Below are 26,749 nucleotides of genomic sequence, written 5' to 3' on the forward strand. Positions count from 1 at the left end.
AAGCCAGAATTGAACAGTATCGATTTCGCAGAGACCCCAAGGCTTACTTGGCTAATTTAGAAAGTCGTCTTCTCTAGTAAGTTTTGCCACGCTAGGATTAATCCAGCTTCGATGGTCTTACCAATACCCACGTCATCAGCTACAAGCAGTTTTACCGTCTCTAGCTTTAGTGCCATCAATAAAGGAACTAACTGGTAAGGACGGGGACGCAATGACAATCGTCCTAAACAGCGAAAAGGCCCTGCACCGCTACGGAGTAGAAGACGTGCAGCATCCATAAGTAAAAGTGCAGCTGCATGGTCTTGTACGCTAGTAGCTTGAGGAAGAGGAAATGTAGCTGATTCAATCTTCTCTAGCTCTTCTTCTAAAAGCTTTTGGTAGATACCAGCAATTTCATCCTCATTGCCTGAAAGGGGTCGTAGACGAATAACATCTTGATTTTCTGAAGGTAGTATCACCCATTGCCGACTGCGACAGGTGACTATTGAACCAGGTGAATGGTTCATAGTTTGTGCCATTGTTAGCCTATATTAGTATTGAAAATTTGGCAGCAGATTAATTAGTAAAAATAGTAGTAATTACTGAATTAATACTTATGAGCAAGCAAGTAGTATGCTCACAAGTCTTTTCTGTTTTAAAGTAAGCTTAAGTACAATGTAAGTAGTAAGATTACTTAATTCAGTCATTTTTTATAAAATTTCTGCTTTTGACCAAGCGTAACCGCCTGCCGACAGCGATCGCAGAGATTATTGAACCTCCCAAGATTATCACTAGTCCGCCTGAAATTGGCTACTGGATTGATACCAGCCGTATTGGTGTTAAGCCTTGTGCAAAGATTCGGTTTACCAGCAAGTTGTTAGAAAAGCCTCTGCTACGGGAAAACTTAAAATTCGTAACAGGTGATGCTGACGGGATTGTTTCGATAGTGCGGTCTTTTAACGAAACTGTTGGGGTCGCGTGAGGGCTGGTGATGGGCAGTAGGGGGGCAAGCATACCAAAAGCTATAAAGTTATCGATTCTTTCCTTGCTGTAACCAAAAAAGAACGCCGTATACCTTTGATTTCGCGTGGGGTCAATTCGACAGCATATCGTCCGTAATTTGCTCTGATTTCTCCTGGTTGAATTACTGAAGCATTCCAGTCGTGAGCAGCAAACAACTGTTCTGGTTCGTCTGTACCGAAACGCCAGTGCTTGCTAATCAAGCCATTCTGATGTTTAGCCCCAACTTGCCATGACTTGACACTGACCAAATCAGCCCCCAAGTGACTGCCATTTGTACTCAACTGGTTAATTGTTTTGAGTAACTCATTAACTTCTGCTTCATTCAAGTACATCAACAGCCCTTCCATTAGCCAAAGTGTGGGTATGTTGATGTCAAAGCCCTGTTGTAAAAGCAGATGTGACCAAGGTTGCGTTAGATCAGCAGCGATCGCCTGACGATGACACTTGGCAGGTTTATCTTGTAGGATTGCTTCTCTGTACTGGATTAATTCTGGCAAATCTAATTCGTACAAACGAGTCTGTGGTGGGAAGGATAGACGAAATGCTCTTGTGTCTAACCCGACTCCTAGAAAGACTAACTGTTTAGCTTCGGGCAACACAGATAAGATGAAGTCATCAAAGAAGCGGGTACGGACTGCAACAAACTGAATCCGAAGCGCACTACCAAGGAGATTATCGCTATCCTCCTGTTCCCATTTCTCCCGCCAAGCTTGCCCTGTCTCTCCAGCTAACTGTGTGGCTAATGGATCATCAAAGAGGTGGTCTGGTCTGTCAGCTTCTATTGCACGTTTAGTTGCCATTATCAGTGCTGTGCGGCAAACTTCATCTTTAATTTTAGGCACATCATTCATGACTTTGGGTTTTAGCAGTTATCGTTGCAGTCCAATTGTCTCACCTTTGTTTATGTGTGATCTAGTATTAGTTGTAAAAATAGAGTGCTGATTATTAAAAACATAATAATCATTGATTAGTAAGTATTGAAATCATGCTCATATTGATTTGTAAATTAACTAAATTCTAGTAAGCCATTTGGTTAGTGCTAAATCTGCTAGTGATTCTAAAGAGTTAGAAACATCGTTGTAACCTTGGGAAATTGGGACGGGCATAAATGATTTATGAGAAAGACTCCAATATAAATTTCTAGGACGTTTTTCTCGTGGTATGGCATCCCATTCGGATTGAAGTTTCATTCGCCCAAAACCTTCTGGTACATGACCTAGATGAGTAACTATTTCACCTTCTAGCCATAGCCGTAACCGACCAATTACTTCTTTTTGCCGTGAGTTAGGAGTTGGCAACCAGAAAAATACAACTGGTTTATGAGATGTCCTTTGATAGCAAAATTCAGCCACAGGTTTCGATTTACCCTTGCCATACCTGATAGTATTTCCACTCTCAATTTGTTCCTTGATTCGCTCATCAAAGCTCAAAATTTTCTCTCGAAGCTTAAGAATTGCTTGCTGTTCTTCTGCTGAACAAGCACCTAGCCAATCTAAAAGTAATTGTGGTGTTTCTGAAATGCCATGTTTTGTACTACTGAAATTTAGCTCTTGATAGGAAATAGGAATTGACCAAGTTTGATTAGTGCTGATGTCTTGCAAACACAACTGGAACTGTTGATTGTCTTTGAATACTTGAATCTGCAATAAATCAATTTTGAGCAGATTATACTTGCAATCAATCAGATTATGTCTGTGGAATGAAGGTGCGGCAGCTATCAGTTTAACTGGTTGGTGATAGTCTATTTGTTCACAAAAAGGTCGCTCATCTAGCAAATTATCATAATAACGGGTTAGCTGCTGGATAACATATCTATCTTCAGCATTTTTTAGTTCTAAAATAACTAACTGCTTGCTCTCGTTCAAAGCTAAGATATCGCAGAATTCGCCCTTAGCCGCATACTGCCGTTTGAGAGGTGTAAAACTTAATAATTGCTGTAGATTCTCCCAAATAAAATCTTCTAAGGCAGCTTCGGACGCAAACTTCCAACCCTCACCTGTTTTTCTTAAAGCAGCACCAGCTAGCATACTTTTCCAATCAGTGTCAAAAAATTAAGCCACATTTAGCTTATCCTGAAAAGAACAAAGGTGCGATCACTGTGGAATTTAAAAATAACGACGATTTTCACCGCAACTTATGACTTCAGTTATATTGTGAAGCTCTAGGATGGTGAATGTACTGTCAGGCTGAAGCACCCGAAATCCTCCAATTACTTGAGAACTGAGTATCAGCAGATGCAATAGATTTGCGATGCCTGACAGCAAGCTGCTTGCGCGTCTACGCACTCTGTCAACGAAACTTTGAGGGGTTAATAAACGAACTGCCAAGACACAGAGAACTCAGAGTAAGATTAGCAGAAAGATTCTCAAACTTGGTTACACGTGAAAAACGCTACTAGCAGAATCAGAAATCCAACAAGTTTTAAAGCAACTCAAATCTGCTTTTCATAACTTGAGTAACTGGGAGTACAATAACGAAAAAATGAGGAGTATTTCGGCTTTTATGTTTGAGGTGAGTTAGTGATTAATCCCCAAGAGTTAATACCACGACGTTTTTTCTCACATTTGATATCAACGAATCCAAGTGGCAAGGATGCTGTTGCTCAAACTACTGCTATATCTACTTTTTATCCTTTCACTCTTTTGTTAAGAAAGATGTGACTAATGCATAGCATTTCTATTTACTGCTTCCTGTAGCTTCCTTGATGTCTTGCACCCCCTTTTCTATCGCGTCTTCTCCCGATAGAAGCTCCACTAGAGGTTTCTTTTCTTCCATGAAGCTGCGGAATTGTTCTACTAACTCGTCATATTTTTCTGGCGACCTTTTGATATCCTGACTTTTGTCAGGTGGGGATTTGACTATCTTATAGTCGTCGGGAAATTCTGCTCTCTTTTTATATTTTTCACCTCCTATTTGACTGGCAAGCGATTGAGAATCTTGTAGAGAGCCAGGTAACGGAATCTTGTTTGTCAATCCTAACTCTTCCAGTTTTTCCTCAGCTTTGTGTGTCTCTTTTTGATATAACGCCAGTGGCACTACTTTAGGAGGATTGTCTAATCCATGATCAATGTAGTTTACCCTTAACTTCTTTTCTTGAGCCTTTTCATTCAAATACTCTACTATATGTGCATGCGACGCGATCAGCGACCTTCCAGATTGTGTATAATCAATGAGTAGGATATTTTTTCCTTGCAGTTTTCCTGCTTGGGGAACAAAATTATCGAAATGGCGTTTTAGCTCTTCTTTCTGCTCTTGTGTAAGTTGCTTTTCATTATTTTTATACTTATCTCTATCCTCCTTCCTTATATTATTTGGTTTTGGGCTAAATTTGCTTAAAGGAATGTTACTTGCAGGTATACCTTTTGCTTTCATGAATGCGATTATTGGTGTGGGGCTTTTTCCCATTCCTATGTAATAATACTTTTCAGGTGGATACTGTTTTTCTATATTTTCTACTAACTCTTTTATCTGATCGTACTCACCCTTTGAGAGTTCCTCTCGCTGGATTATGTCTACTTCTGGCTTCATTTTAAGCTCGTCTTCAGAAGATATTTCCTCACGCTGAAGATTTTGACTCTCCTGCTGGGCAGCTGGATGCTTCCTCTGATTTACAACTTGTACCGCTACCCTATCCGCCTCTTGCTCATATTTATCCCCTGGCTCACCGATCGTCAGTTTTGCCTGAATTGGTTTTGGTATACCTGGTCTATGAAGTGGAATATTGGCAATATTATGACTAAATCGGGTCGCGTGTCCAAGTCGAGAATTCAATAATCCGTTCATCTTGGCTTGCAAAACTGTTAGGCGCTCCTGTCCTTCGGGCGTTATAGAGCCATACTTAGCTTGTATTTCAAGTCCAGTTGCCTCCATCTGTTGTTCTGCGAAGCCTTCATCCTCTATATCAGTTGGTGTTTTAGCTGCAACTGATGCTTTTTGGATTTCGCTACCAAATGGTCTATGCGCTAATTGAGGGTGTGAATTTAGTGCTGAGGAATTGGAATAGGTAGGTGAGTCAGTCTTTGAAGATTTTGTTTTGTGCATTGTTTTTACAAGTTCAATGATTTATGTCAACCTGACATAAATCAGAGATGTCAGGAAAATATTGAATATTGTGTTGTGAAAATCTAGGTACTTATAGTTATAAAATGCCAAAAACCAACTATTGGCTCACAACAGTCACTCCATTTTGTCCTAACAGGATTTTATAACTGTTTTTACATTCTTTAAAAATAGACAATTGAGCTATTTGAGTTTTGTCTAACAACCAGATTTCGAGATTTACTCCAGCTTTTATGCAATATTTTTATTTTTGTAACAGTCTTTAACGACTTTTATCTAAATATGCATAAGACAAGAACTTTTAAAAACTTTATAAAAAGGAATATTATATATAGCATTTTAAAATATATTTGCTTGATATTAAAAGATTTTTATCCATCTGAGGATAGAGATTACTATTCAGTAACGTAAAATTCTATTAATAATTAAGATTTTCACACTATACGAATAAACAATTTTGTGTATTAAGGCAAATAGCTCGTTTCAACTTTTTACAAACCATGCTTTGTTTGCGATCGCCTTGCTCGAATATATTCCGATTCTCTAGAGGAGACAGTCAAAAGTCTGTTGCAATCGTTGGGTAAGCTGAATCGGCATTATTTAACGACTGTGGAGGAAAAATTGTTGACTGTTTTGGAGGTGGAATATGGGAACAATATCAACCGAATTTCTTAGCATAACCGTAAGCAGCAATTCAAAGAATTACTACTTCTTGTCTGCTAGCTTGAAAGCAGACCATTATTCTGTTAACTATGAAAAATGAAAGTAATTCTATTTTCTGGTATTCCTGGCACTGGGAAAAGTACCCTATCAGAAGAAATTACACGGATATTGCATATACCTGTATTCTCTCTAGACTGGATACTAGGGGCAATGCTGCTATCACAGTTGCGTGTTCAACAGGAGGGATTTTACGTTACAACTGCTGAAGCACTGCTGACAATCCTAATTCAAAGACAACTAATGTTAGGACAATCGGCTATTTTGGACACTCCTGCTAATACAGTCGCACAAAGAAAACGCTGGCAGGATTTAGCGCAATCATATAATGCAGAATTCTATGGACTTGAAACAATTTGCTCAGATATGGAGCTACATCGTAGACGAGTCGAAGGGCGTAAGCGTGGTATTCCAGGTTGGCATGACACTGTTAATTGGAATCATGTAGAACGAATGCGTCACCAGAGTGAAACTTGGACAGATCATGAAGGGGAACACCTGACAATAGATGCGGTTCATCCTTTAAATGAAAATGTTCAGGCAATCCTGAAATATGTTCAACTTGAAAATAATAGCTAGAACTAGCTCAGGAAGAATGATTGCCCTAAGAATGTCAGCAGGTGCGGGAGATTTGCGATGCCTGACGGCAAGCCGCAAAGCGTTTACGCATTTCACTAGTGTATTTTAGTGTATTAGAAGAGTCGGTGTAAAAGTGAGCGAAAAAGCTCCTCAACGAGCAATTCTGTTTGCCACTTGGTCTAGTCCCCCTTGATGGAGGATGATACGCACAGCCTTGCCTGTCTCATTTACCACGAATGTTAGTTGAGCATCGACTATTTTGAGAAAAAACTCGGTTGCCGACTCTGGAAAAATCTCTACCTGTTTCTGTCCGGTTAATTGAGCAAAAAGGCGTTGAGCCTCGGTCGTCACTGTCAAGACAACATCAGGAGCAAGTTGATAATCTCCCACATACGCCTCATAAATGGCGGGGTCAAGCACAATCACCTGACGTTGTTTAGGCAATTCATACGGCTTACTAAACAAAATTGCAGCTAAATCGTTGCTAATCCTGGCGACTGGGGCTGTCTCTAAATTACTCAGAACAATAATTATTACTCGTTCATCAAGAAATCTGGCAATGCTGGTGGTGAAACCGTCAATCCGCCCACCATGAGCCACACGATCGCGTTCATAAAGACGATCAATCACCCAGCCATAACTGTAGTAAGCATTGCCATCTTCTTCACCCATTCCCACAGTAGGCGAAAACATTGAGTGCCGAGAGGACTCGCTTAAAATAATATCGCTGTAAAGAGCTTGATCCCACTTGTAAAGGTCTTCAATAGTCGAGTACAATGCCCCAGCCCCGGATGGAATGGACATATCCAGAAATTCAGCATTCTGGTAGCCTGTTGACGAGGGCGTATAGCCAGAAGCCCGGTGAGATAATATCGGCTCTGGTCGGTCATACCCGGAACTATTCATCTCCAGTGGTTCAAGGATATGTTGCTGCAAGTAGTCAGCATAGGGCTGGACGGAAAGGGTTTCAATCAGCTTCGTTAATACTACGTAACCAGAGTTGCTGTAACTGTAGCGATCACCCGGTGTAAACTCTAGTGGTCGCTGGTTGAACCAGTTAATGACTTCATCAACGGTCATAGCTGTCCGTTTGTTTTGAGCATAGTCAGGAAAGCTTGTGTAGTTGGGAATTCCAGCAGTATGGGTGAGCAGGTGATGAACAGTAATTTGTTCCCCTTGAGGGTAGTGGGGCAAGTGGGTTGAAATAGAACCATTTACCTGTAACAAGCCTTGCTCTTGGAGTTGCAAAACTGCTGCGGCTGTGAATTGCTTGGTGATAGAACCGAGACGGAATTTGGTTTGAGGTGTGTTAGCAATTCCATGTTCTAGGTTTGCCATTCCATAGCCCTGATTCAACAGTACCTCATCTGCACGAGCAACCAGTACAGACCCCATGAAAAAACCTGTTTCTAAATAAGCTTGAAGATATGCTGTCATTTCGTCAGCAACACTCTGGTTATTTGATTGGTTTGAAGTCACCATAAAAACTTATCCAATTCAGTTTCAACTGGAGACAGGACACTGCTCATCCATTTATTTTATCAGGCGCGATTTAACAATACTTTGGACAGTTTTTAAGGGACTTGTCAAAGTGTTGGTGCATAGTAGTTGCTGTTCATGACTTTAGTTGCACCGTGAGGCTATGGGATGACGAGTATACCGTTGGGTTGCAACACCTGAAGTCCTTCAACTACCTGCCCGAAGAATGTCAGCAGATGCCAATACGGTTCAGTTAAGGCTAAAAGTTTGGATTTGGGGAAAAGGTTAAAGGGTAAAGGTTAAAGGTTTTTTCTTTCCCTTTTCCCATTCCCCTTTTCCCCAAAACCCGACAAGTATTGTTAACTGAACCGTATTGCAGCAGATGCAATTAATCAGCGATCGCATCAGTCGGGTGTATTCCGATTCGTTAGAGGAGACAGTCAAAAGTCTGTTGCAGTCGTTGGGGAAACTGAATCGACCCTTTCTTACTGCGGTGGAAGAGAAATTGTTGAGTTTGATTGAGCGAGAATACGGGCTTATAGATCAATCTCCACAAACTCATAGACAATAATAAATACACATCTTATGATTATGGAATCAGTTTGAGATTTAGCAAGTCGAAGCGGGGTCAAAAACCCTGGGGATCTGCCAAAATCGCCAGAACCTAGACAAGTAAATAGTTTCACAGTTTCAGTACTAAGGGAAGTTGAGAGTTAGTCTCAATAAGAGGGCTGAAAATGACCTTTTTTTTCGATCAAATACTGACTCAACATTTATTCCCGGCAAGTTTCCAGAACCAATTATTCCGCAAGGGGACTGGTGCGACTATCGGTTGCACGTAGAGAGTGAGTTCCTCAGAAAAACTCGTGGCAAGTGTCAAAAGCCAGTATCCGCCTGAAGGGGCATTGCGGGTAACTGCGATGTTTCAAAGCTAGAGGAAATTGTTGAGTGTGTTGGAGTTTGAATATGGGAAAGATAACTCCCTCAACGATTAATGCTCACACTGGCTTGCACTAGATTTCATGAACTGCGGCACGGTTCGATAACCGAAGCGAAACAACTGCTAGTGCGACAACTTGCGGTATTGGTAAATGTGCTAATGCTGTTGTAGGACTACAGCTACGGGAAAAGTTTTAAATGTTGATTCAGCTTTTAGTCACGTTAGTGGACTAGTGATTGAGTAGGGGGAGTAAGAATAATGATATCTGGACTTGGTTTATATTTTTATTCATGTAACGAGAGAGATGGAATTGATTTGAGGCTGTCTGGATTCCATACGTAGTTTTTCATATCGCTTGGCCATGATATTTCATCAGGTGTAGCAATTTCTAAAGTGTTGGAATTGAGTTTGTGATATAAGCTGGTAAAATCACCAACTTCAATTTGATTTTTCTTAAAAGTTTGGCGAAGAAGTTCGATTGTAAACATCATGTTATGGGCTTCAAAGTTGCCTTCAGTAAACAAACGCTGAAATACCAAAAATTTTATATCGTCTCGTTTTTGTTCAATAGCTCTTTGGGGTGTTATTCCAAATTTTTGTGGTAATACATCGCCTTCAATAAAAACCATAATATAATTTGGGCCTAGTACCCATTTTCGATAGCCGTTTCCGAAGGTGAAAACATTGACGAGTTGACTAATGTGCTGCTGCCAGTTCTGTTCTTGAGTTTGTCGTTCTCTAAAGTCAAACACCCTAGCGTGTTCATTGACAAAGATTGCTTTAGCAAGCTTAATAGCTCTAGCCAAGTAGATTGTTCCAAGGCTATCACCTGATAAATTAAGAGGTATCGAGTTCTTTACAGCATAATTAATCAAAATCGCTGCATTTTTAATGACTGGACTACCAGATAAATTTAGATAGTCAAGGGCTCCATTTATCCAGTCAAGGTATCGATTAATGAAAGCAATAATTGGACGTTGTTTCAGAAAAGAAGAGTTGTTCATATTGGCGATGCCAGTTAAAAGAGTACTAGCATACCTACGGCTCCTTTTTGAAGACTCACACTCACGTTGTCCCAGCCCAGAGACAAATATTGTAAAAAGTTCGCGTTTATCGTTTTCTGGATAATAGGCAATATCAGATGCAATCAGATTGATGGGATCAACAGATGATATCACTGAGTCAAAATCAAAAACCTCTTCGCTACCTGGATTTTGGAATTGTCCATCAAATTTTTTATCTGGGAATAGAGCTTCAAGAGGCCAACGCCACCAGGGAGATACAATTTGTGTTGTCTTGTCTAATTTATCCATAAAAGCTTTCCTAAAATATTGTCCCTGTCGTTTCTTTCTTGAATACGAGCTTGGGGAGAATGGTGATAATGAATACATTATCATTGGTCGTTATCTACACCGCAATGTTGATGACGAAGGCAAAAATGAGTATTGCTATGCCAATCATTCAAACGCTACTCTATCATCCCCAAGTTGGTGGTTTTGGCAATGGAAACTGCTGAGGCTTACAGAAATGTGCTTGGTGGTTCTGCACCTGCTTGAAATCTGCGACAAATTTTAACTGGAGTGCTGGTTTTAACTTCAAGGCTAGTTTCGTTTGTCTTGACTCCACACTCCAGTTTTAGAAGCGATCACTATTTTCTGAGCCTGTTCAAAAGCTATTTGATTCGGGCATTCTACCCCCCCAAGTCGCGTTTTAGCCAAACCATTCTTGAGCAGTTCTTCCTGAAAACTAATCTCAGCCTCACCCTGTCCGTGAGCCATCACTTCAGCAACAGTACGCCCATCGCTGTCTTTTGCGACTGGAACGATCATCAGTTGGTTATCGGCAGCCGCGATTAGCTTGAGTAGTTTCTGTTTTGCTTCATTGCTTAATGCTTGTGCTGGCACTTCACCTTGTTTCACTTCCGGGGCATCAATTCCACAAAGCTCAACTGACATTTGGCTGCCATCGGTTTGTCCGACTGTAATGCTGTCCCCATCTGCCATCTGCTGAGAATCAGACAGTCTCTTTTGAGGGTAGATTTTACAAAATTTAGAAGTCAGTACAAGCCAACGCATCATAGACGGTATCCGCTTCTCTACTCTTTACTTCTAATTCCTAATTTAATTAGAAAACTTCCTCAACCGGGTTAGAACAATCAGATAGGCAGCGATCGCACTAAGCTCATGGGCTTCAGGCGATCACCTTTGTGGGATATTTTTATTGTGGAATGCGTTCAGCTCCAAACTTGCGCTGATGCCAGTAAGGGTAGATTGGCGCGATGGCGCTAACCTGATTGAGGCGATTTACTTCCTCTAATGTTAGCTCCCACTGAGCAGCCCCAAGGTTGTCTCGAAGTTGTTGTTCATTCCGCGCTCCGATAATAACGGATGTAATACCAGACTGACGTAACAGCCAGTTGAGCGCAACTTGAGCAACACTGACACCACGGTTATTAGCCACTTCATGCAGAACTTCCACAATGTCGTATCCCTTTTCCACGTCACTGACAGTGCCAATATCGTCGATTTTTGCTCGTCGCGTCCCAACCGGAGAGGGCTGACCACGACGATACTTACCTGAGAGGAAACCAAAAGCAAGCGGACTCCACACTAAGATACCCACACCTTGATCTAAACCTAGAGGAATTAGTTCAAATTCCAACTCTCGCGCCACAAGTGAGTAATAAACCTGTTGTGACACATAGCGCTCCAAGTTCAAACGCTCTGATACAGACAGCGCCTTCATTAAATGCCAAGCTGAATAATTAGAGCAGCCAATGTAGCGAACTTTGCCACTACGTACAAGTGAATCTAAGGCGCGAAGTGTTTCTTCTAGTGGAGTTAGAGCATCGAAACCATGAACTTGATAGAGGTCGATGTAATCTGTGTTTAATCGACGTAGGCTGTCCTCACAGGCTCGAATCAGATGATAACGTGACAATCCAATATCATTTGCTCCTTTTCCCATACGACCATAAGCCTTAGTTGCAATAATTACGTCAGTTCGACGCTTTCCGAGAGCTTTACCAAGAATCTCCTCAGAAAGTCCATTCGAGTAAACATCTGCTGTGTCAAAGATGTTGACACCTGCATCAAGGCAAATATCAATCAGATGCTGCGCCTCGTCTACCTGAGTGGCCCCAATTTCTTGGAAAAAGTCACTACCACCGAATGTCATTGTACCGAAACTGAGAACCGAAATCTTAAGACCGGACTTTCCTAAAAATCGCGTTTCCATCGCTGCTACTCCTTGAAGCCGTGCCTATTTGAAGTCAAGTGAACATTTTCTCACAATGGATAGTTTATGTGGAACAGCTTATGATATCTTCTCAAGAATCTGATTACTCATCTGAATTTGGTTTTTTCCGATATTACGTTTGAGTAAAAAAATACCCGCATCATGTGCTTGCTGACCACCAACACTAAAGCAAGCATCCTCGATAATTACTGGTTCAATACCGCGCTCAAAAGAGTCAATTGCTGTCTTGAAAATGCAGCTATCAGTTTCAACTCCACAAAGATATATTTTACTGATTTGATTAATCAAAATAAAACTCGAAAAATTTTCCGTAAATGCAGAGTAATAAGGTTTATCAAAAATATTATGTATATATGGCTGAAGTTCATCAATAATGCTCGTTTCTGGTTCATGTATCAAGCTTGACCAATGAATTAGCTTCACATAATTACTGTCAACAGTATTGATAAATTTTGTGAATTCAACGAGTTTATCAGTCTCTAAAAAACGCTTAATTACTTTAATGACAGTAGGAATAATATGTCTGCATTTATCAGGCATAAAACCATTTTGCATATCTACTACAAGAAGGATTTCGCTCATTTGTGCCAGAATTTATTTAAATTAAGAGTTAAGACATTAAATAAAGCAATATTATAAAAGATGACATCCGCGACTTTGAGCTTCTTCCCTGGCAGCCGGCAGACTGGTTGCTGGTGATGGTGTGTTGAGTAAGGAAATCTGGGGATGGAGAAAGTAGCGTAGATACTATTGGTGAATGTAATACATTGTTGTCTTATTAAGTATTACTTAAGCTCAAACCTTCAATCTGTAGTTGCGGCTTGGAGTTGTAACACTTTTGTGCGTGCGTTTGTAACACTTTCGCCAACAGTGTCAGCGTAGGTGTAACCCGTCGTAGACATCGCTCTTAAAGCAAAGCGTAGCCAATCGATTTTCTCTCTTACTGCCGAAAGTTCTGCTGATGTGGGCTAGTGCAGTGATGGGGTAGGGTGTTGGTGGCAAATCTAACGCGGAGATTCAGTTTGGTAGCTTTTGTGTTACAAAAGCCGCTGCCAAGAGAAGACTTAAAACAAGACAGCTTTTAACTATGAATGTGTGGTTGAGTTTGCACTAGCTTGGCTCTGATAAATCTGCATCCTGTAAATTGGCTTTGGTTATTTTCTCGAAAATAGATAAAGTCGAGCTTAGGAACAATCTAAATTTTTACTTAGTCGTTTATACCAAAACTGAGAATTTAAACTATGCTTGATTTCTCTAAAGTTATTGCTTTGGCTTTAACAAGCTTAAGTTTTTACGGTATAGGTGTATCAACGTTATCAAAATCTGCGCTTTCTGGAGAACCAATTATTGATAGAAACTGCCGCCGTCACGAGAGAACACAAGAAGTATTTCAGCAAATACCACCACAGAATCAAGCTAGAATATTGATGACATCTTCCTTTCAAGTTAATAATCAAAAATACGCTCTACAATTACTAAAATTTCCCAACTCTACAAGTGTTTTATGTCTTTGGAAACCTAATGCTCGGCTACCACAGAGGTTAAAAGACGTGTCAATTATTCAAGACAAAGTAATTGAAAAATTTGAGAAAGACCCTTCTCGACCAGCAAATTATATAATTACAGTTAAAGGCGACAAAATAGAAGATATCTTAAAAACTGCTTATCGATTAAACCTAACTAACCCTGTTTTGTCACTCTAGGCAGAGGAAAAGTAGAAATCAGGGTGAGTCAGAGATATAAAAATTGAACTGGTGAGGTTATAAATAATAGATTGAAGTTTAGAAAAGCCCAAAGACAATTGGGGAATAGGAAAAACTGTTAACCAGGGATATATTAGGTTAAACAAGGTAAAAGGTTGAATTATTAAACGGAGATTGTTAAGAATATTCTTCCAGCCTTTTTCATCATTCCACCAGGGATGTGAAGCTAATTTTGATGGAGATTTTGGCATAGAAGACTGGATTTGTTCAGAGTGTAGGCTAACCATTAAATAGCTGCTACAAACAATCTCCCACCAGCGTTCAATATCCGGGTAGTGAGTTAGCCGATAATCTGCCCAACCTAATTCATTCTTGCTTTGCTTCAACCCATACTCAACCCAAGTTCTTAAACCATAAAAGTTTCCTACATCTCTTGGTGTAAGGTCTGGGTATCTACTCATCACATACCAAGTAGTGTTACCAGGTAACTTTTCTCGATCTGTGGTAATCTGCCAGTACCTATTTTCGCTACGTTTACCATGAATTATTTCTCTGATAAACCTATTTTCACTGCTCAGATCAGAAAATACTCGTTTAAACTTATGCCACTTCAAATATTGAGTATGTTGTCTTGGAAGTAAGTTTACAGAATTGTTTGAGCGAATTGCTACTATATATTTTTTCTTGAGTTCATCTAATACAGCTATGAAGTTCTTACCACTTTCACCATATAAACTATCTGCCAGTACTAAGTTAAAGTTAAAACCCATTGATTCTAGCTTTCTCATCATTATTGCTGCTATTTCAGGCTTAGTGCGGTACTTATCCCCTGGCTTTAACCTTTCACGAGGCTTATATACTTCAAACAGCAGAGGAAAGGTCATTCCACAGAATACACCATACGCTGTTACTGCTACAATTCCATTCTCTACTTTTCCTAAGTTTCCTATATACTGTCGTTTCACATAATCTGTCTTATTCCCTTTCTTTTTATCCCCTGTTTCATCAATAATTAAAATGATTGGTCTACCTTTTAGAACTTGTAAAATTAGCTCTAATCGCAAAGCTCTTAACTTCTCTATATCCCACGGTGATGTAGTTAAAAAATGATGCAAACCTTGCTGGTTATCCAATCCTACAATTTTTGCTATTTCTGGTAGGGTTTTCCGTTTTAGTTCAGAAATACACCCTACATGAAGGTACTTAAAAGCCTCGAAGCTCCTAACATCTGGAAACAGGCTTTTATACCATTGACAATATTCGTCCACGAATTTGACTGTTGGTGCGGCTGGACGAGGCTGTACCATACTCTGTATCTTGGTTCTAGCGTTTGTACGCTATTATACTACCGCCAGAGTGACAAAACAGGGATAACAGAATTTTTATCGTTTCGCCTGAAACAGCTTAACTCAGTAGGAATACTATCCCAATGAAGGGTAGAATGCGGCTATTTATGAAATATGCACTATTAGTTTTAAAGTTGTATATGTCTGATGTAAATAAGCCAAGTAACCATAGCAACAATATCTTTAAAAAAATCTTGTTAATTATTGGAACTGGAGGATTATTACTTGGGATTCCGATTATGTTTATTCGAGTTCCACCAAGCTGTGGCTGTGGTGATAGCAGTAAAGCTACAGTTGGAAGATTTATTAATGCACAACAAGCATATTTCTCGGAGAAATCAGCTTTCGCTCAATCGTATAGGTTGTTAGAGCTTGGAGATGGAGATGCACCAACAGCTACAAGCCGCTATCGATATACCGTAGACATGAGTAAGGATAAGTCATTTATATATGCAACTCCGATAAAAGAATTCCCAACTGATGTATTTCAATTAGGACTGACCAAACAGGGCTTCAACAGCCTGATAGGTGCAGTTGCTTACGAGCAAAAAAATAAAACTACTGTTTCAATAATGTGTCGCTCCGAAAAACAGACTTTAGCTTACCCTCCCCGACCTATTTTTAAACAAGGTAATTTTAGCTGCCCTATCGGTTTTGAAAGTATCAAATAAAATAGTATGCAAACATTTAATGACGTTTTTAGGAGGATTTATCGGAGTCATAATTATGCTCCTATCATTATGCAACGCCAATGCAGAGTATATATGATACTAAAAAAGCAAGGGAGATGGGGATTTGGAAGAACAAGTAAAATAAAAACTGACTTCTAACCCCCCACCTCAGCACTGCTAAGTTGCGTTAACCGTTATAGGAAATAAAGTCACTCTCGCCTATCAAGCTAGGATTGGTGTCGCTTATAAAGGCTATTAACTCATTTGTGAAGGTAACAATAATAGAAGTACTATTGCCACTTGCAGAAGAGATTGTCAAAGCCCCAAAAGTCAAACCATCAGATAAACCTAGTCTATCAATGCCGTCTTCAAAGTTATAGATGGTATCAATACCATTGCCTGGAGCAAGAACAAAGATATCTGCACCGCCTTGTCCGTAGAGGTGGTCATTACCAGCACCACCATTAAGTAAGTCATCTCCATTACCACCGCTAAGATAATCAATGCCAGCACTACCGATGAGGCGATCGTTTCCATCTTCTCCATAAAGGTAATCATTGTTGCTTCCACTGATAAGGGTGTCATTACCAGCACGACCGTAGAGATTGACGCTACCTAGACTAAAGGCTGAAGCATCCAAGATATTGTTACTAGTACCACTACTCAGCGTTGCCCGTTCGATGTTGCTGAGAATGTCATTACCTAATCCAGCAAGTTGAGTGTTTGTTAAGATAAAGTTGACATCAGCTGATTCGCTTAACCCATCAATACCGTCGCCACCATCTAAGACATCATCACCGACACCACCGGAAAGGGCATCATTACCAATTCCACCATCAAGAGTATCATTATTATTACCCCCGTCTACATAGTCATTACCAGCATTACTGATGAGGTAATCATTACCATCCTTCCCTAAAAGATAATCGTTGCCAGCACCACCATTGATCGTATCATTACCAGTGCCCCCAGAAAGATTGACGCTACCTAGACTAAATGCTGAAGCATCTAAGGTATTGTCACTAATACCACCAGTTAGTATTACTTGTTCAATGTTGCTGAAAACGTCGTTACCTAAGCCTAAAAGTTGACTGTTAGTTAACGTAAAGTTCACATCAGCGGATTCAATGAGAGAATCATAGCCATCGCCACCATCAAAGATATCATCACCTGCTCCGCCATACAGATAATCATTACCAAGGCCACCGATGAGGCGATCGCTTCCATCCTGACCGTAGAGATAATCATTGCCATCACCAGCGTCGAGTATATCATTACCTGCATCACCATAGAGAAAGTCATTGCCAGCACCACCATAAATGGTATCTCTGCCTGCTTGTCCATAAAGGCGATCGCTGCCATCGTAACCGTAGATGATATCATCAGCTAGGGTTCCTGTTAGTTGTTCATCTGAAGATGTACCATATATGGTATTTTCAGTGACATCATTCAGGTTGATCGTAACGGTTTGGATGCTGCTGGTGTTAATGCCGTCGCTAACAGTAACTTGTAATTGAAAGTTGGGGTTAGTTTCAAAGTCGATTTCGTCGCTATCGTTGACGGTAATTTGTCCGGTGGTGGAGTTAATCTTAAAAGCAGCTTGACCATCGGCATCGCTATCGAAGTTACCATCAATAATTGTCCAGTTTGAGAATGTGCTACCATCCACATCGGTAGCAATAACAGTACCAACCACCGTACCATTGGCAACACTTTCATTGACGCTAAAGCTTTGACCTGGGGTAATTACAGCCGTATCATTGACCGCATTCACGTTAATAGTTTTAGTAACGCCGGTACTGATACCACCGTCGCCATCAGTCAGAACAAAGCTGACAGTCCGAGGAGTTGTTACAGGATTTTCTGAGACATTGCTGTAACTAATGCTGCGTAACAATGCTTCAACAGCAACAGGTGTGGCTTTAGAAGTAAAGTTAATTACCAAGTTTTGAGTGCCAATACCACCACTGTAAGTGGCGATGAAACTGCCATCATACAGAATTTCTGTACCATTGACTACTATCTTATTTGTGGCACTGTTTTGAATTTCAAGACGGTCATCGCCAGTACCATTAGCACTGAAGTTAACAGTCAGCTTACCTGTATCGAAGTTCTGCGAATCAGGGTCAGTGATAGTTGCAATAGAATCGATAATAATCGCAGGAGCATTTTCTGTGTAAGTAGGATTAGTTCCTGGTAAGTTGATGGTAGGAGATTGATTTTGAGAATTACCCAGGTAGCTAACTAGAGCAAAATTACCTTTGGACTCTCCCACTAAAAAGATTCTGCCATTAGAACCCAGCACAACATCGTCGGCCATATCAAGGCCGTTACTAATGGGGGTGATAACTTTACCAGCATTGCCAAAAGTGTTATCTAAGCTACCATCGCTGTTGTAGCGCACGACAGCAAAATCTGTAAAATCTATATTACTACCATTAAAAGCATACCCACTAGCGACAATTTTACCGTCCGGCTGAATAACAATCTTTTTAATGGTACTGGTGCTGGAACCTAAATCGGTAATTACTTGACCGTTATTACCAAAGCTAGTATCTATGCTGCCATTGCTGTTGTAGCGTACTAAGGCAAATTCATAATTAGCTTGTCCTGCTACGACAATTTTGCCATCAGACTGAATCGCTAGACTATAGCTTTGACTATAGCTACTAGTACCGACTGCGGTAGTTACTTTACCGTTGCTACCAAAGGTGGTGTCTAAGCTGCCATCAAGATTGTATCGTACCAGGGCAAAGACATTACTACCGTTGCTTGCTGTATATCCAGTTACTACAATCTTATTATCTGATTGAATAGCCAGACTATTAATTTCTTCAGAACCACTACCGATCGCAGTGATGGCTTTGCCACTATTACCAAAAGTATTATCTAGGCTACCATCAATGTTGTAGCGTATCAAAGCAAAATCAAAATTAGTACCATTGTAGGTAGAACCTGCAACTACAATCTTGCCATTTGACTGAATGCCCAAACTATAGCCTTCATCAGTGCCAGTGTTGATGGAAGTAATTACCTTACCGTCAATACCAAAACTGCTGTCTACTGTACCATTGGCATTGTAGCGGGCAACAAAAAAGTCATTGTTGTTATTGCCTGTGTAAGCAGAACCAGAAATTACTATTTTACCGTCTGGCAGAATGGCAACACTAGCTTCTTTGTTGTTGTAGCGGATGATGTTTGTAATCAGTTTACCGCCACTACCAAAGCTAGTATCTAAGGTGCCATCAACGTTATAGCGTGTAAGGGCAAACTTAGTTCCATAGTCATTAATGTTACTGCTAAAGGTATAGCCTAATACTACAATTTTACCATCTGCTTGAATGGCGGCGCTTTTAGCTTCATCGTCATCGCTACCCAAATCGGTGATTACTTTACCACCAATACCAAATGTAGGGTCGAGATCGCCAGCATTTAGTACCAGCTTGACGGTGACTGTTTCATTATTACTAATCGCAATACCGTCGCTGACGTTGACTTGCAAATTGACACTGGGGCTTGTTTGAAGGGTGAGGTCGTCAATATCATTGATAACGATATTACCAGTATTAGAATTGATGGCGAAAGCTGCATTACCGTCGTTATCTAAGTCAAAATTTCCCCCTACAATTGACCAGTTAGAAAGAGTAGTTGAATCTACATCCGTTGCTGTCACAGTACCAATTACGGTTCCGTTAATAGAATTCTGAGCTACACCGAAGCTATAACCGCGTGTCATAATCGGAGCATCGTTAACAGAATTGACTGTAATTGCTGCTGTGTCGGTAGTGTTGCTAAAGGCAGTGGAATTACCTGTTAAAGTAATGTTAGCAATACCACCATTTACGCCACTAGTTTGATCCCAAGCACGGAAAGTAATAGCGTTGCTGATAGTACCATTATAATTAGCGCTAGACTGAAAGTATATACGGCTGTTAGCATCCGCAGCTAACAGGCGAGCGCTACTCTCGGAGACGGTACCCAACTGATACCAATTTGCTCCATTATTGATACTGTACCACCATGTACCGTAACTACTATTAGTACCAGTCAGAGCAATACCTGTAACCGCTCCAGTGTTGGGATCGGTGACGTTGCTACCCAGACTCACTAAAGAAGAGACTAAAGTACCCACTGTTCCCACAGGTGCTAAAGCATCTTCGTTAACTGCGTTGAGATTAACTAAGGTATCGATGAGAGTGGGGGCGGTGTTAGTGGAAGTACTGCTTCCGCTGAAGGCATAATTCAAAGCAATATTGCCCGTATAACTTTGATATCCATCTACGGAAATGTAATAAGTTGTGCCGGCTGTGACTGCAAAGCTAACTTTACTAGCAGTAGTTCCACCACTATCATCGTTAGACGTAACCAGACTTAAACTGTTGAGGGCACTGCCTTTATAAACATAAAGGTAAGTGTCAAAATTACTACCAAAAGTATCAAATACCACAGTCCCAGAAGCCGGGGCAGTCCAACTCCACCATACAGAGTTGGTGGTTCCTGATTGAATTGGCTCACCTGATTCACTTGTGGCTCCTACATTATTGCCTGTACTACTGCCTGAATTACCAGAAAGTACGATTCGGTTAGCAAAGTTGTCATTTGAGGAAGCTAAAACGAAGTTGTAAGTTTTTAATATTTCTGGTTTGAATACCTGAGCAGTTGTCACCTCACCTCGACTGATTTCCAATTTCCAGTCTCCGCCTAAAGCAGCATTACCCGTGAGGTTGGCAGATCCAGCAATGCTAGCTTTTGTCAAGTTGTGCAACTTCTCAATGAATTCTTCCCCAGCATCTCCCGCAGCAACGTTACAGCCGTAGAGTAACAAAGATGGAGAGATGGAGAGATGGCAAGATTGAGAGAACCAGGTTTGTAGTTTCTGGGTGTATAGTTGCAATGTGCTAAGGCTAAGTTGGGTGCTACCTAAGTAGAGGCAACCAGGAGAGCCATGAGAGACAATATGTACACTTTCAACTCCACGGTGCTGTGATAGGACTTCGGTAATTTGCTCTACCCCATCCCTGTTTTGATCGAGGATTACTGCCTCGGTTTTAGATACAATGGCATCTAATAATTTTTCGTAGCTATTTACTAAAGGATCTATGAAAATAATGCTTGTGGTTTTGAGGTTCATTATATTACATTTATAAGTTAACTTTGAGTTTTAATTGTTATAAAACCCTATTTTTAGAAAATGAGATATCGGGTTCTAGAAAATAAGAAATCATTATCCGGCAATCTAATTTAATGACTAAGCCAGATTTATTTATTTAAGACAAGAACACTTAATCAAAAAAATTACAGCCATGATATTAGTACTATTTTGCTGAGATTCAGTCTTAATTTCATCGATGTATTTCCTGAAATATTATTAAGATACTGTGAAGAGTCTTAAAGAGTACAGTAATCAGGGGTAGCGCATCTCAAACCCAATATTTTTATCTGCATCAAGAGCAAACAGGTGCCCCATCATAGACATATTCGCTTTTTAAAGGCAACCCCAAGTACTACCACTTGCATAGACGGCATCCGCGATTTTGAGCTCCTTAGTGAGATGCAGGACATGGCTGCTGGTGATGGGGTGCTGAGAAGGCAAATCTGGGGATGGAGGAAGTAGCGACACCGGACAGCCCGTCGTAGACATCGCTCTCAAAGCGTGGCGTGGACATAACCTAAACTATTGAACCTGTTGCAAGAATATCGATTACCTATTGAACAACCTCTGTTTGGCTGCAATATGAATGCAGATAGTGTTAATTTGATTTTTGATTTTATTAAACGAGTATATATAGTTAATCATCCCAAATATTGCCATATCCTGGCAATTATGATATTGGGTATTTAAAACAAAATATTGCATCAGCATTAAAGTTTAAGGTTCATTGCTTTCTTAATAAATTAAGTATGAGTTTAATCACCGAAACAATTACGATTAATGTGGAAGCCGACGAGAATAAGCAGTATATTTGTATACTGTCGCCTTCTGTTGACCAGCCCACAAATGAAATTCGTTGCTGTGGTCAAACCAAAGAACACGCTATAGCTATTGCATTAGAGGAGTTAGCCAGTAAATATCGTCAGATTGCCGAAGAGGGTCAAAACCAAGATTGGCTTGCAGTAGAGCGTTCTGAGTCAGGAGAAGTAATACAAAAGCATTATCATGTGATTTTACATTATGAGTGGATTGGGATAGCAGAGTCTAAATTTGAAGCAATGCAGGATACGCTGCTGGGAAATACCGTAGTTGAAAATGCTAAAGTTACCTTGATTGAGATTGATGCAAACTTACCAGTCTCGCCCTTAACTTAATGATCTGCTAGATAATTCCAATGAACCGGCAAGTAGGGGAAAACAGTAATGCAAAGTATTAAATTGCGTTCTCACGTAGGGTCTGATGTGATCTTACATATCGATTTTCTCTCTTATTGGCGAAAGCCCTGCTGATGTGGGTTATTGGAGTGCAGTGTTGATGGAAAATCTGGCGCGAAGTCACAGAAATAATAGAATTGCATTAATGGCTTTCATAACTAATTATTAGATATTACCTAACTGTTAAAAATTTACAATGCTTTCTTAGTTGCATATCCAAAGTAGAGATGAGCTATTAAATCTGAAAAATTTTCGGGTGTGAATTGCTTTAGCTCTACACAATCAAAATGCTGTTCTATCAATTTTTGAATATCTCGATTCAGGTGACATCCATCGGCTACGACTTTTTGAATTGGTGTCAAGCGATGCTGCCAAACCTGTAGGTGAGGCTTATCACTCAATCCATGCTCCACGAAAAAGAATCTACCGCCCGGTTTTAATACTCGATAAACTTCTTGGAGTGCTTGCTGTACATTTACAATACTGCACAAAGTCCAAGTGCTGACCACACTATCAAATGTATTGTCTGGCATTGGGAGATTTTCACTTGATAGCAGGAGTCGTTCAACTATGATACCAGAATCACTAATCCGCTTGTTTGCCAAAGCATTCATTCCAGGATTCACGTCAACTGTAGTGATTTTATGAATACTACAAGGATAGTAAGCCAAATTTAATCCAGTTCCAAAACCAATTTCTAGAACTTCTCCTGTTACATCAGCTAACAATTTCTGACGATATTTAGCTAAGTTTGGAACTGACAAACTCCAGTCGAGAAGACGTGGAAAGATAACTCGCGAGTACAATCCCATAATTCTTAGCCCTTGACAATTTAATTTTATGTTTAGTAGAGACGTTGAGCGAGGCAATCTGTGGAACAGCGGATTATTGTTGCTATTGTTTAGTTATCTTTTATCTCTAAACTTTGCCACAGATACCAACAGGCAATAGAACGATAGGGTTTCCACATTTGTCCTAAATCTTCTACAGTCTTTTTATTAGGAAGTTCTGCTAAACTATAAACTCTGCGAATCCCTGCACGAATACCTAAGTCATCAACAGGTAGAACATCAAGCCGATGTAAACGAAACATAAGCAGCATCTGCACCGTCCAACGCCCAACGCCTTTTATTGGTGTTAAAACTTCGATAATTGATTCATCTTCCATTACCTGCAATTGATCTAGCGTAGGCAATCCATCTAGAACTTTTTGGGCAAGGTCTTTCAAATACAAAACTTTGGGGCGTGAAATACCTGCTCCTCGCAAAACGTCATCTGGGGTGTTGAGAATATCTAAAGCGGTAGGGAAAGGGCTATGAGGATAAAGTTGCAAAAATTTGCTATGAATGCTCCCAGCAGCCTTGCCGGAAATTTGCTGGTAAAGAATTGACCTAGATAGAGAAAAGAGCAAGTCTCCAGTTTGTTGTACTTGATAGAGTTTGCAATCTCCAATAATTTCTATTAGCCTTGCCAAGATAGGATCTGAATGTTTGAGAGTTGTAATCGCAATTGAATAATCCATTAGTTTATCAGCTAAAACCTAAGCGTTTGCCCTCTCATTGAATCATCCATTCCCAAGGACATTAAAACAATTTGCAATTATGTTGAAAGTAACGGGGATTTAGTTTAGGTATCAAAACGAGTTGCTTGATAGAAGCAGCGAAGTTAAACTCCCAAACTTTGCTAAAAATGAAATACTTAATGGTATTATAGTACAAGTGAACTATCAAAAGCTTTGGCGTTATTTGGGACAGTAATATTTATTAACAATTCGTAGTTAAAATGTGAGGAATGCGCTTTGATAAATTCTAATTTCTTACTTTTATGGTAAGTGCTTTAAGTCCAAAAATGAGCGCCTGGGTGTGGGATGATATATGCCAAAATCACGAAAGCTAGAAGAAACTTTATCTATTCTTGCCCAAATTCGAGAGCATCCCACAAGTGAAGAAGGGATCGTAATTTTACGCCAAGTTCTTAAGAGTAAATATTCTATGGCTGTTGCCCAAGCAGCCAAGATAGTAGGCGAATCTACTATTACTGAGTTGGTTGACGATCTTGTAGAAGCTTTTGCTCGAATGATGGTCAAACCCACACAAGTAGACCAAAATTGTCTTGCCAAGAAAGAGATAGCACAAGCACTGTATCACTTAGAATACAGCGATGAAAACCTTTTTCTGCAAGGGATTCGACATATTCAGATGGAGCCAGTATGGGGAGGAGTTGAAGATACTGCTGCCCATCTTCGGGGTATATGTGCTTTAGGTCTGGTGAGAATGAACTACTCAGATGTAATGAATGAATTAGCCGATTTACTAGCTGATCCCAAACCAGAAGCAAGAGTTGCTGCTGCAAAAGCGATCGCCTACACAGGAAATCCCCAAGGTGTACCTTTACTTCGTTTAAAAACCCGGATCGGCGATCAAGCACCACAGGTGATTTCGGAGTGCTTTAGTGCTTTGTTACAACTAGCTCGGGCTGATTCACTTGCAATAGTTGCTGGTTTTCTTTTTGACCCAAAGGAGCAAATTTGTGAGTTAGCAGCATTGACCTTGGGTGAGTCACGATTAGAAGAAGCATTTGATCTTCTCAGAAATTGTTGGGGGCAAACAAGGAACGTAGAACTTCGCCGCACATTGTTACTAGCAATTGGGATGCTACGGCAAGATAAAGCAATAGATTTTCTAATTTCACTAGTTGCTCAAGGAAAAGACATCGATGCAAAAGATGCGATTGCAGCGTTGGCTATTTTTCGAGAAGATCGTGAACTGTGGCAGCGAGTTGATCGAGCTAGTGAACAAAGAGCTAATCAATTGGGACTTTAAAAGCGTTGAGGATGTAGGAAAGTGCAAAAGTCTTGGATGATAGCAAGTACCTACCCTACATCTGTAAGGTTGAAGGCAATGATAATTACTTCTTTGGAGAGCTTTATATCATCCAATTAAATGAACTCTTCTAAATGTTACGGGTGATGACTTTCTTGCTAACGCGATGAGAGTACTTTTGCCACTGAGGTTGCGACTGAATGAATTAACCGCTTTAACGGTTTTGATAAATCGAATCACGCCCAGCTTTTGCTGCCGCCTCAGGGCTATAGTAAATCGGACAGTCGCCGAACATTATGCCATCGGGGCTAATAATCCGAAACTGCCAGCATTTACCTGGAGTGTAAAATACGACTAAAACACGAGAGTGAATACAGACAACTGAATGAATCTTAGTATTAGTCATGGTACTGTGCAGTTGCGCTTGCTGAATATTGGTAAACCAGCCATTCTCATAATGACAACAGGTATAAATACGTTTTAGTGAAACTAACTGGTTAAGCCTAGTTATGAATGTTCTTGAAAACTTTTTAACATTAGCACTTTTTGCAACTAACTTAAGTATGAATAATAGTCTATCTTAAGTTAGTTTTTGTGAATATGTACAGCAACTAAGCTGTTGTTGAAAGTTGAGAATAGCTTTTCATAAGGGGAGTGCTTAAAAATGAAGAGTTTAAGTACTTTTTATCTAAACTAGGATTTAGGCACTGTACAGATTCAGCATAATATTGCTGTGAACTTTGGCTTTTCAGGCGTGTCGGCTCTATGGCAGCTTCAAATAATTTAACTAATAGATGCTGAGGCAAGCCCTTAGAAAAGCTACTGCTGAGGAAAAACTGAAAGCAAGACCCTGTATTGAAAAGTCTGATTGTGATTCGTCAGCCGAATGCTACCAATTACAAAATCACGCAGTAGTAATGGCAGTGCGTGCATGGAGAAAAGCCAAGCGTTCGCCTACTTCAACCTATTTTTAGACTACATTTACCAAACAATGACCTACTGGTTATTTCAGGAAAACCCTAGGTATTACCGCATCATAGACAGCATCCGCAACTTTAAGCTTCTTCCTTGCCTGACAACACGCTATGCCAAAGATATGGCTACTTATGATAGTTTGCTGAGAAAGAAAATCTGGGGATCAATCAGGCGTATATGTGATGGGCTTACGCCCCACCAAAAGTACGATGGCGTAACCGCCTACTGGAGGTGATGTTCTAAAAGCTTCCAAGGCTTCAATAAACGTGTTCAAAGATTTGTTAATAAGTAAGCCACCCTACCCAAAAGGCTGGCCCCAACGCTCCCAGTTCTCCTTATTAAATGGACTGCGCCACTTCAAAATACGGTTCAACTCCAACTCTTGCCGTGCGCGTCGAGCAACCGGAGCATTCCACCAAAATGCGGCGTTGACTACTGTTTGTAACCCATAGCGATAATGTAAATCCTGGTAGCTGGCGATGTAATCTTTACAGGCGTGTATACCTTGCCATCACTTGTTACTGCGGCAGGTTTCACCCACGTACAAAACAACAGAAGCCGCCGAGTCTATAATGAAATACAAACAAGCTTCTCCTGGGCTATCAATTGGCATTCGATAAAACGACATTGGCACAAGCCGTAGCAAGAGTGGATCAATTTGGTCTGGGTCGCAGTGCTTAGGGGTAAGGTCAAATAACGCCTTTTGCTGTGGTGGTTTGTTCTCTCTTACCTTCTGCTGATATTCAAAAATCTGCGCTTTCCACTTCAGCAGAGCATCAGCACTCATCACCAATGTCTCTGCTCTACGTACTGGCGTGGGCTTCACTTC

The 26,749-nt window shown here is 40.4% G+C and carries 23 protein-coding genes and 1 pseudogene; 8 read left to right on the plus strand and 16 right to left on the minus strand.

Going from position 1 to position 26,749, the window contains the following annotated elements:
* Positions 1-56: 56 nt before the first annotated feature.
* Entirely contained in the window at positions 57-518 is a 462-nt protein-coding gene (locus tag V7K53_RS01445; RefSeq protein WP_335195909.1) for a hypothetical protein, read from the minus strand.
* Positions 519-706: 188 nt separating this feature from the next.
* On the opposite strand from V7K53_RS01445, the gene V7K53_RS01450 reads away from it, so the two are divergent.
* Positions 707-961 (plus strand): hypothetical protein, encoded by a 255-nt coding sequence (locus tag V7K53_RS01450; protein WP_265276988.1) that lies wholly within the window; start codon positions 707-709, stop codon positions 959-961.
* Between the two features lie 40 nt (positions 962-1,001).
* On the opposite strand, the gene V7K53_RS01455 is transcribed toward V7K53_RS01450, so the two are convergent.
* From V7K53_RS01455 to V7K53_RS01465, 3 genes are all read right to left on the minus strand, one after another.
* Positions 1,002-1,844 (minus strand): class I SAM-dependent methyltransferase, encoded by an 843-nt coding sequence (locus tag V7K53_RS01455; RefSeq protein WP_442940460.1) that lies wholly within the window; start codon positions 1,842-1,844, stop codon positions 1,002-1,004.
* Positions 1,845-2,012: 168 nt separating this feature from the next.
* Positions 2,013-3,029 carry an endonuclease NucS domain-containing protein gene (locus V7K53_RS01460; RefSeq protein ID WP_335195911.1) on the minus strand — a complete coding sequence of 339 codons (1,017 nt, stop codon included), beginning with the start codon at positions 3,027-3,029 and terminating at the stop codon, positions 2,013-2,015.
* 649 nt (positions 3,030-3,678) lie between these two features.
* Complete coding sequence (locus V7K53_RS01465; protein ID WP_335195912.1) at positions 3,679-5,043, minus strand: hypothetical protein; 1,365 nt, start codon at positions 5,041-5,043, stop codon at positions 3,679-3,681.
* Between the two features lie 777 nt (positions 5,044-5,820).
* Between V7K53_RS01465 and V7K53_RS01470 the strand changes: the two genes are divergently transcribed.
* Complete coding sequence (locus V7K53_RS01470) at positions 5,821-6,360, plus strand: AAA family ATPase (RefSeq protein WP_335195913.1); 540 nt, start codon at positions 5,821-5,823, stop codon at positions 6,358-6,360.
* 150 nt (positions 6,361-6,510) lie between these two features.
* Here the strand turns inward: V7K53_RS01470 and V7K53_RS01475 are convergent, their stop codons facing one another.
* The gene (locus V7K53_RS01475) at positions 6,511-7,842 is read right to left on the minus strand and encodes a serine hydrolase (RefSeq protein ID WP_335195914.1); all 1,332 of its coding nucleotides are present in this window, start codon (positions 7,840-7,842) and stop codon (positions 6,511-6,513) included.
* Positions 7,843-8,221: 379 nt separating this feature from the next.
* Between V7K53_RS01475 and V7K53_RS01480 the strand changes: the two genes are divergently transcribed.
* The gene (locus V7K53_RS01480) at positions 8,222-8,410 is read left to right on the plus strand and encodes a hypothetical protein (protein WP_335195915.1); all 189 of its coding nucleotides are present in this window, start codon (positions 8,222-8,224) and stop codon (positions 8,408-8,410) included.
* A 653-nt stretch (positions 8,411-9,063) separates the two neighbouring features.
* Here V7K53_RS01480 and V7K53_RS01485 read toward each other — a convergent pair.
* Entirely contained in the window at positions 9,064-10,092 is a 1,029-nt protein-coding gene (locus tag V7K53_RS01485) for a hypothetical protein (RefSeq protein WP_335195916.1), read from the minus strand.
* A gap of 68 nt (positions 10,093-10,160) precedes the next feature.
* Between V7K53_RS01485 and V7K53_RS01490 the strand changes: the two genes are divergently transcribed.
* Positions 10,161-10,295, plus strand: a complete 135-nt coding sequence (locus tag V7K53_RS01490) for a hypothetical protein (RefSeq protein ID WP_335195917.1) — start codon at positions 10,161-10,163, stop codon at positions 10,293-10,295.
* Between the two features lie 85 nt (positions 10,296-10,380).
* On the opposite strand, the gene V7K53_RS01495 is transcribed toward V7K53_RS01490, so the two are convergent.
* The 3 genes from V7K53_RS01495 to V7K53_RS01505 all read right to left on the minus strand — a co-directional run bounded on the left by V7K53_RS01495 (position 10,381) and on the right by V7K53_RS01505 (position 12,619).
* Positions 10,381-10,857 (minus strand): thermonuclease family protein, encoded by a 477-nt coding sequence (locus V7K53_RS01495; RefSeq protein WP_335195918.1) that lies wholly within the window; start codon positions 10,855-10,857, stop codon positions 10,381-10,383.
* Between the two features lie 139 nt (positions 10,858-10,996).
* A complete protein-coding gene (locus V7K53_RS01500) occupies positions 10,997-12,016 on the minus strand; it encodes an aldo/keto reductase (protein WP_335195919.1) in 1,020 nt (339 codons plus the stop codon).
* Positions 12,017-12,094: 78 nt separating this feature from the next.
* Positions 12,095-12,619 carry an isochorismatase family cysteine hydrolase gene (locus V7K53_RS01505; RefSeq protein WP_335195920.1) on the minus strand — a complete coding sequence of 175 codons (525 nt, stop codon included), beginning with the start codon at positions 12,617-12,619 and terminating at the stop codon, positions 12,095-12,097.
* 659 nt (positions 12,620-13,278) lie between these two features.
* On the opposite strand from V7K53_RS01505, the gene V7K53_RS01510 reads away from it, so the two are divergent.
* Positions 13,279-13,740, plus strand: a complete 462-nt coding sequence (locus tag V7K53_RS01510; protein ID WP_335195921.1) for a hypothetical protein — start codon at positions 13,279-13,281, stop codon at positions 13,738-13,740.
* Here V7K53_RS01510 and V7K53_RS01515 read toward each other — a convergent pair.
* The gene (locus V7K53_RS01515; protein ID WP_335195922.1) at positions 13,737-15,047 is read right to left on the minus strand and encodes an IS701 family transposase; all 1,311 of its coding nucleotides are present in this window, start codon (positions 15,045-15,047) and stop codon (positions 13,737-13,739) included. The two genes, V7K53_RS01510 and V7K53_RS01515, sit on opposite strands and share 4 nt — an antisense overlap.
* 146 nt (positions 15,048-15,193) lie before the next feature.
* Here V7K53_RS01515 and V7K53_RS01520 point away from each other — a divergent pair, with 146 nt between their 5' ends.
* Entirely contained in the window at positions 15,194-15,757 is a 564-nt protein-coding gene (locus V7K53_RS01520; RefSeq protein WP_322701971.1) for a type IV pilin-like G/H family protein, read from the plus strand.
* Between the two features lie 187 nt (positions 15,758-15,944).
* Here the strand turns inward: V7K53_RS01520 and V7K53_RS01525 are convergent, their stop codons facing one another.
* Together V7K53_RS01525 and V7K53_RS01530 are read right to left on the minus strand one after the other, a co-directional pair.
* Positions 15,945-20,888: a DUF4347 domain-containing protein gene (locus V7K53_RS01525; RefSeq protein WP_335195923.1), complete on the minus strand. Its 4,944-nt coding sequence runs from the start codon at positions 20,886-20,888 to the stop codon at positions 15,945-15,947.
* A 354-nt stretch (positions 20,889-21,242) separates the two neighbouring features.
* The gene (locus tag V7K53_RS01530) at positions 21,243-21,398 is read right to left on the minus strand and encodes a hypothetical protein (RefSeq protein WP_335195924.1); all 156 of its coding nucleotides are present in this window, start codon (positions 21,396-21,398) and stop codon (positions 21,243-21,245) included.
* A 260-nt stretch (positions 21,399-21,658) separates the two neighbouring features.
* Between V7K53_RS01530 and V7K53_RS01535 the strand changes: the two genes are divergently transcribed.
* The gene (locus V7K53_RS01535) at positions 21,659-22,063 is read left to right on the plus strand and encodes a hypothetical protein (RefSeq protein ID WP_335195925.1); all 405 of its coding nucleotides are present in this window, start codon (positions 21,659-21,661) and stop codon (positions 22,061-22,063) included.
* Between the two features lie 251 nt (positions 22,064-22,314).
* Here the strand turns inward: V7K53_RS01535 and V7K53_RS01540 are convergent, their stop codons facing one another.
* Together V7K53_RS01540 and V7K53_RS01545 are read right to left on the minus strand one after the other, a co-directional pair.
* The gene (locus V7K53_RS01540; protein ID WP_335195926.1) at positions 22,315-22,935 is read right to left on the minus strand and encodes a class I SAM-dependent methyltransferase; all 621 of its coding nucleotides are present in this window, start codon (positions 22,933-22,935) and stop codon (positions 22,315-22,317) included.
* 89 nt (positions 22,936-23,024) lie between these two features.
* The gene (locus tag V7K53_RS01545) at positions 23,025-23,645 is read right to left on the minus strand and encodes a DNA-3-methyladenine glycosylase family protein (RefSeq protein WP_335195927.1); all 621 of its coding nucleotides are present in this window, start codon (positions 23,643-23,645) and stop codon (positions 23,025-23,027) included.
* A gap of 352 nt (positions 23,646-23,997) precedes the next feature.
* Between V7K53_RS01545 and V7K53_RS01550 the strand changes: the two genes are divergently transcribed.
* Complete coding sequence (locus V7K53_RS01550) at positions 23,998-24,945, plus strand: HEAT repeat domain-containing protein (RefSeq protein WP_335195928.1); 948 nt, start codon at positions 23,998-24,000, stop codon at positions 24,943-24,945.
* A 214-nt stretch (positions 24,946-25,159) separates the two neighbouring features.
* Here the strand turns inward: V7K53_RS01550 and V7K53_RS01555 are convergent, their stop codons facing one another.
* Both V7K53_RS01555 and V7K53_RS01560 read right to left on the minus strand, forming a co-directional pair.
* Complete coding sequence (locus V7K53_RS01555; protein ID WP_335195929.1) at positions 25,160-25,351, minus strand: hypothetical protein; 192 nt, start codon at positions 25,349-25,351, stop codon at positions 25,160-25,162.
* A gap of 1,080 nt (positions 25,352-26,431) precedes the next feature.
* Positions 26,432-26,749: pseudogene (locus V7K53_RS01560) on the minus strand (GIY-YIG nuclease family protein); the annotation flags it as partial.

The sequence above is a fragment of the Nostoc sp. genome, assembly GCF_036917355.1.
Taxonomy (GTDB): Bacteria; Cyanobacteriota; Cyanobacteriia; order Cyanobacteriales; family Nostocaceae; genus Nostoc.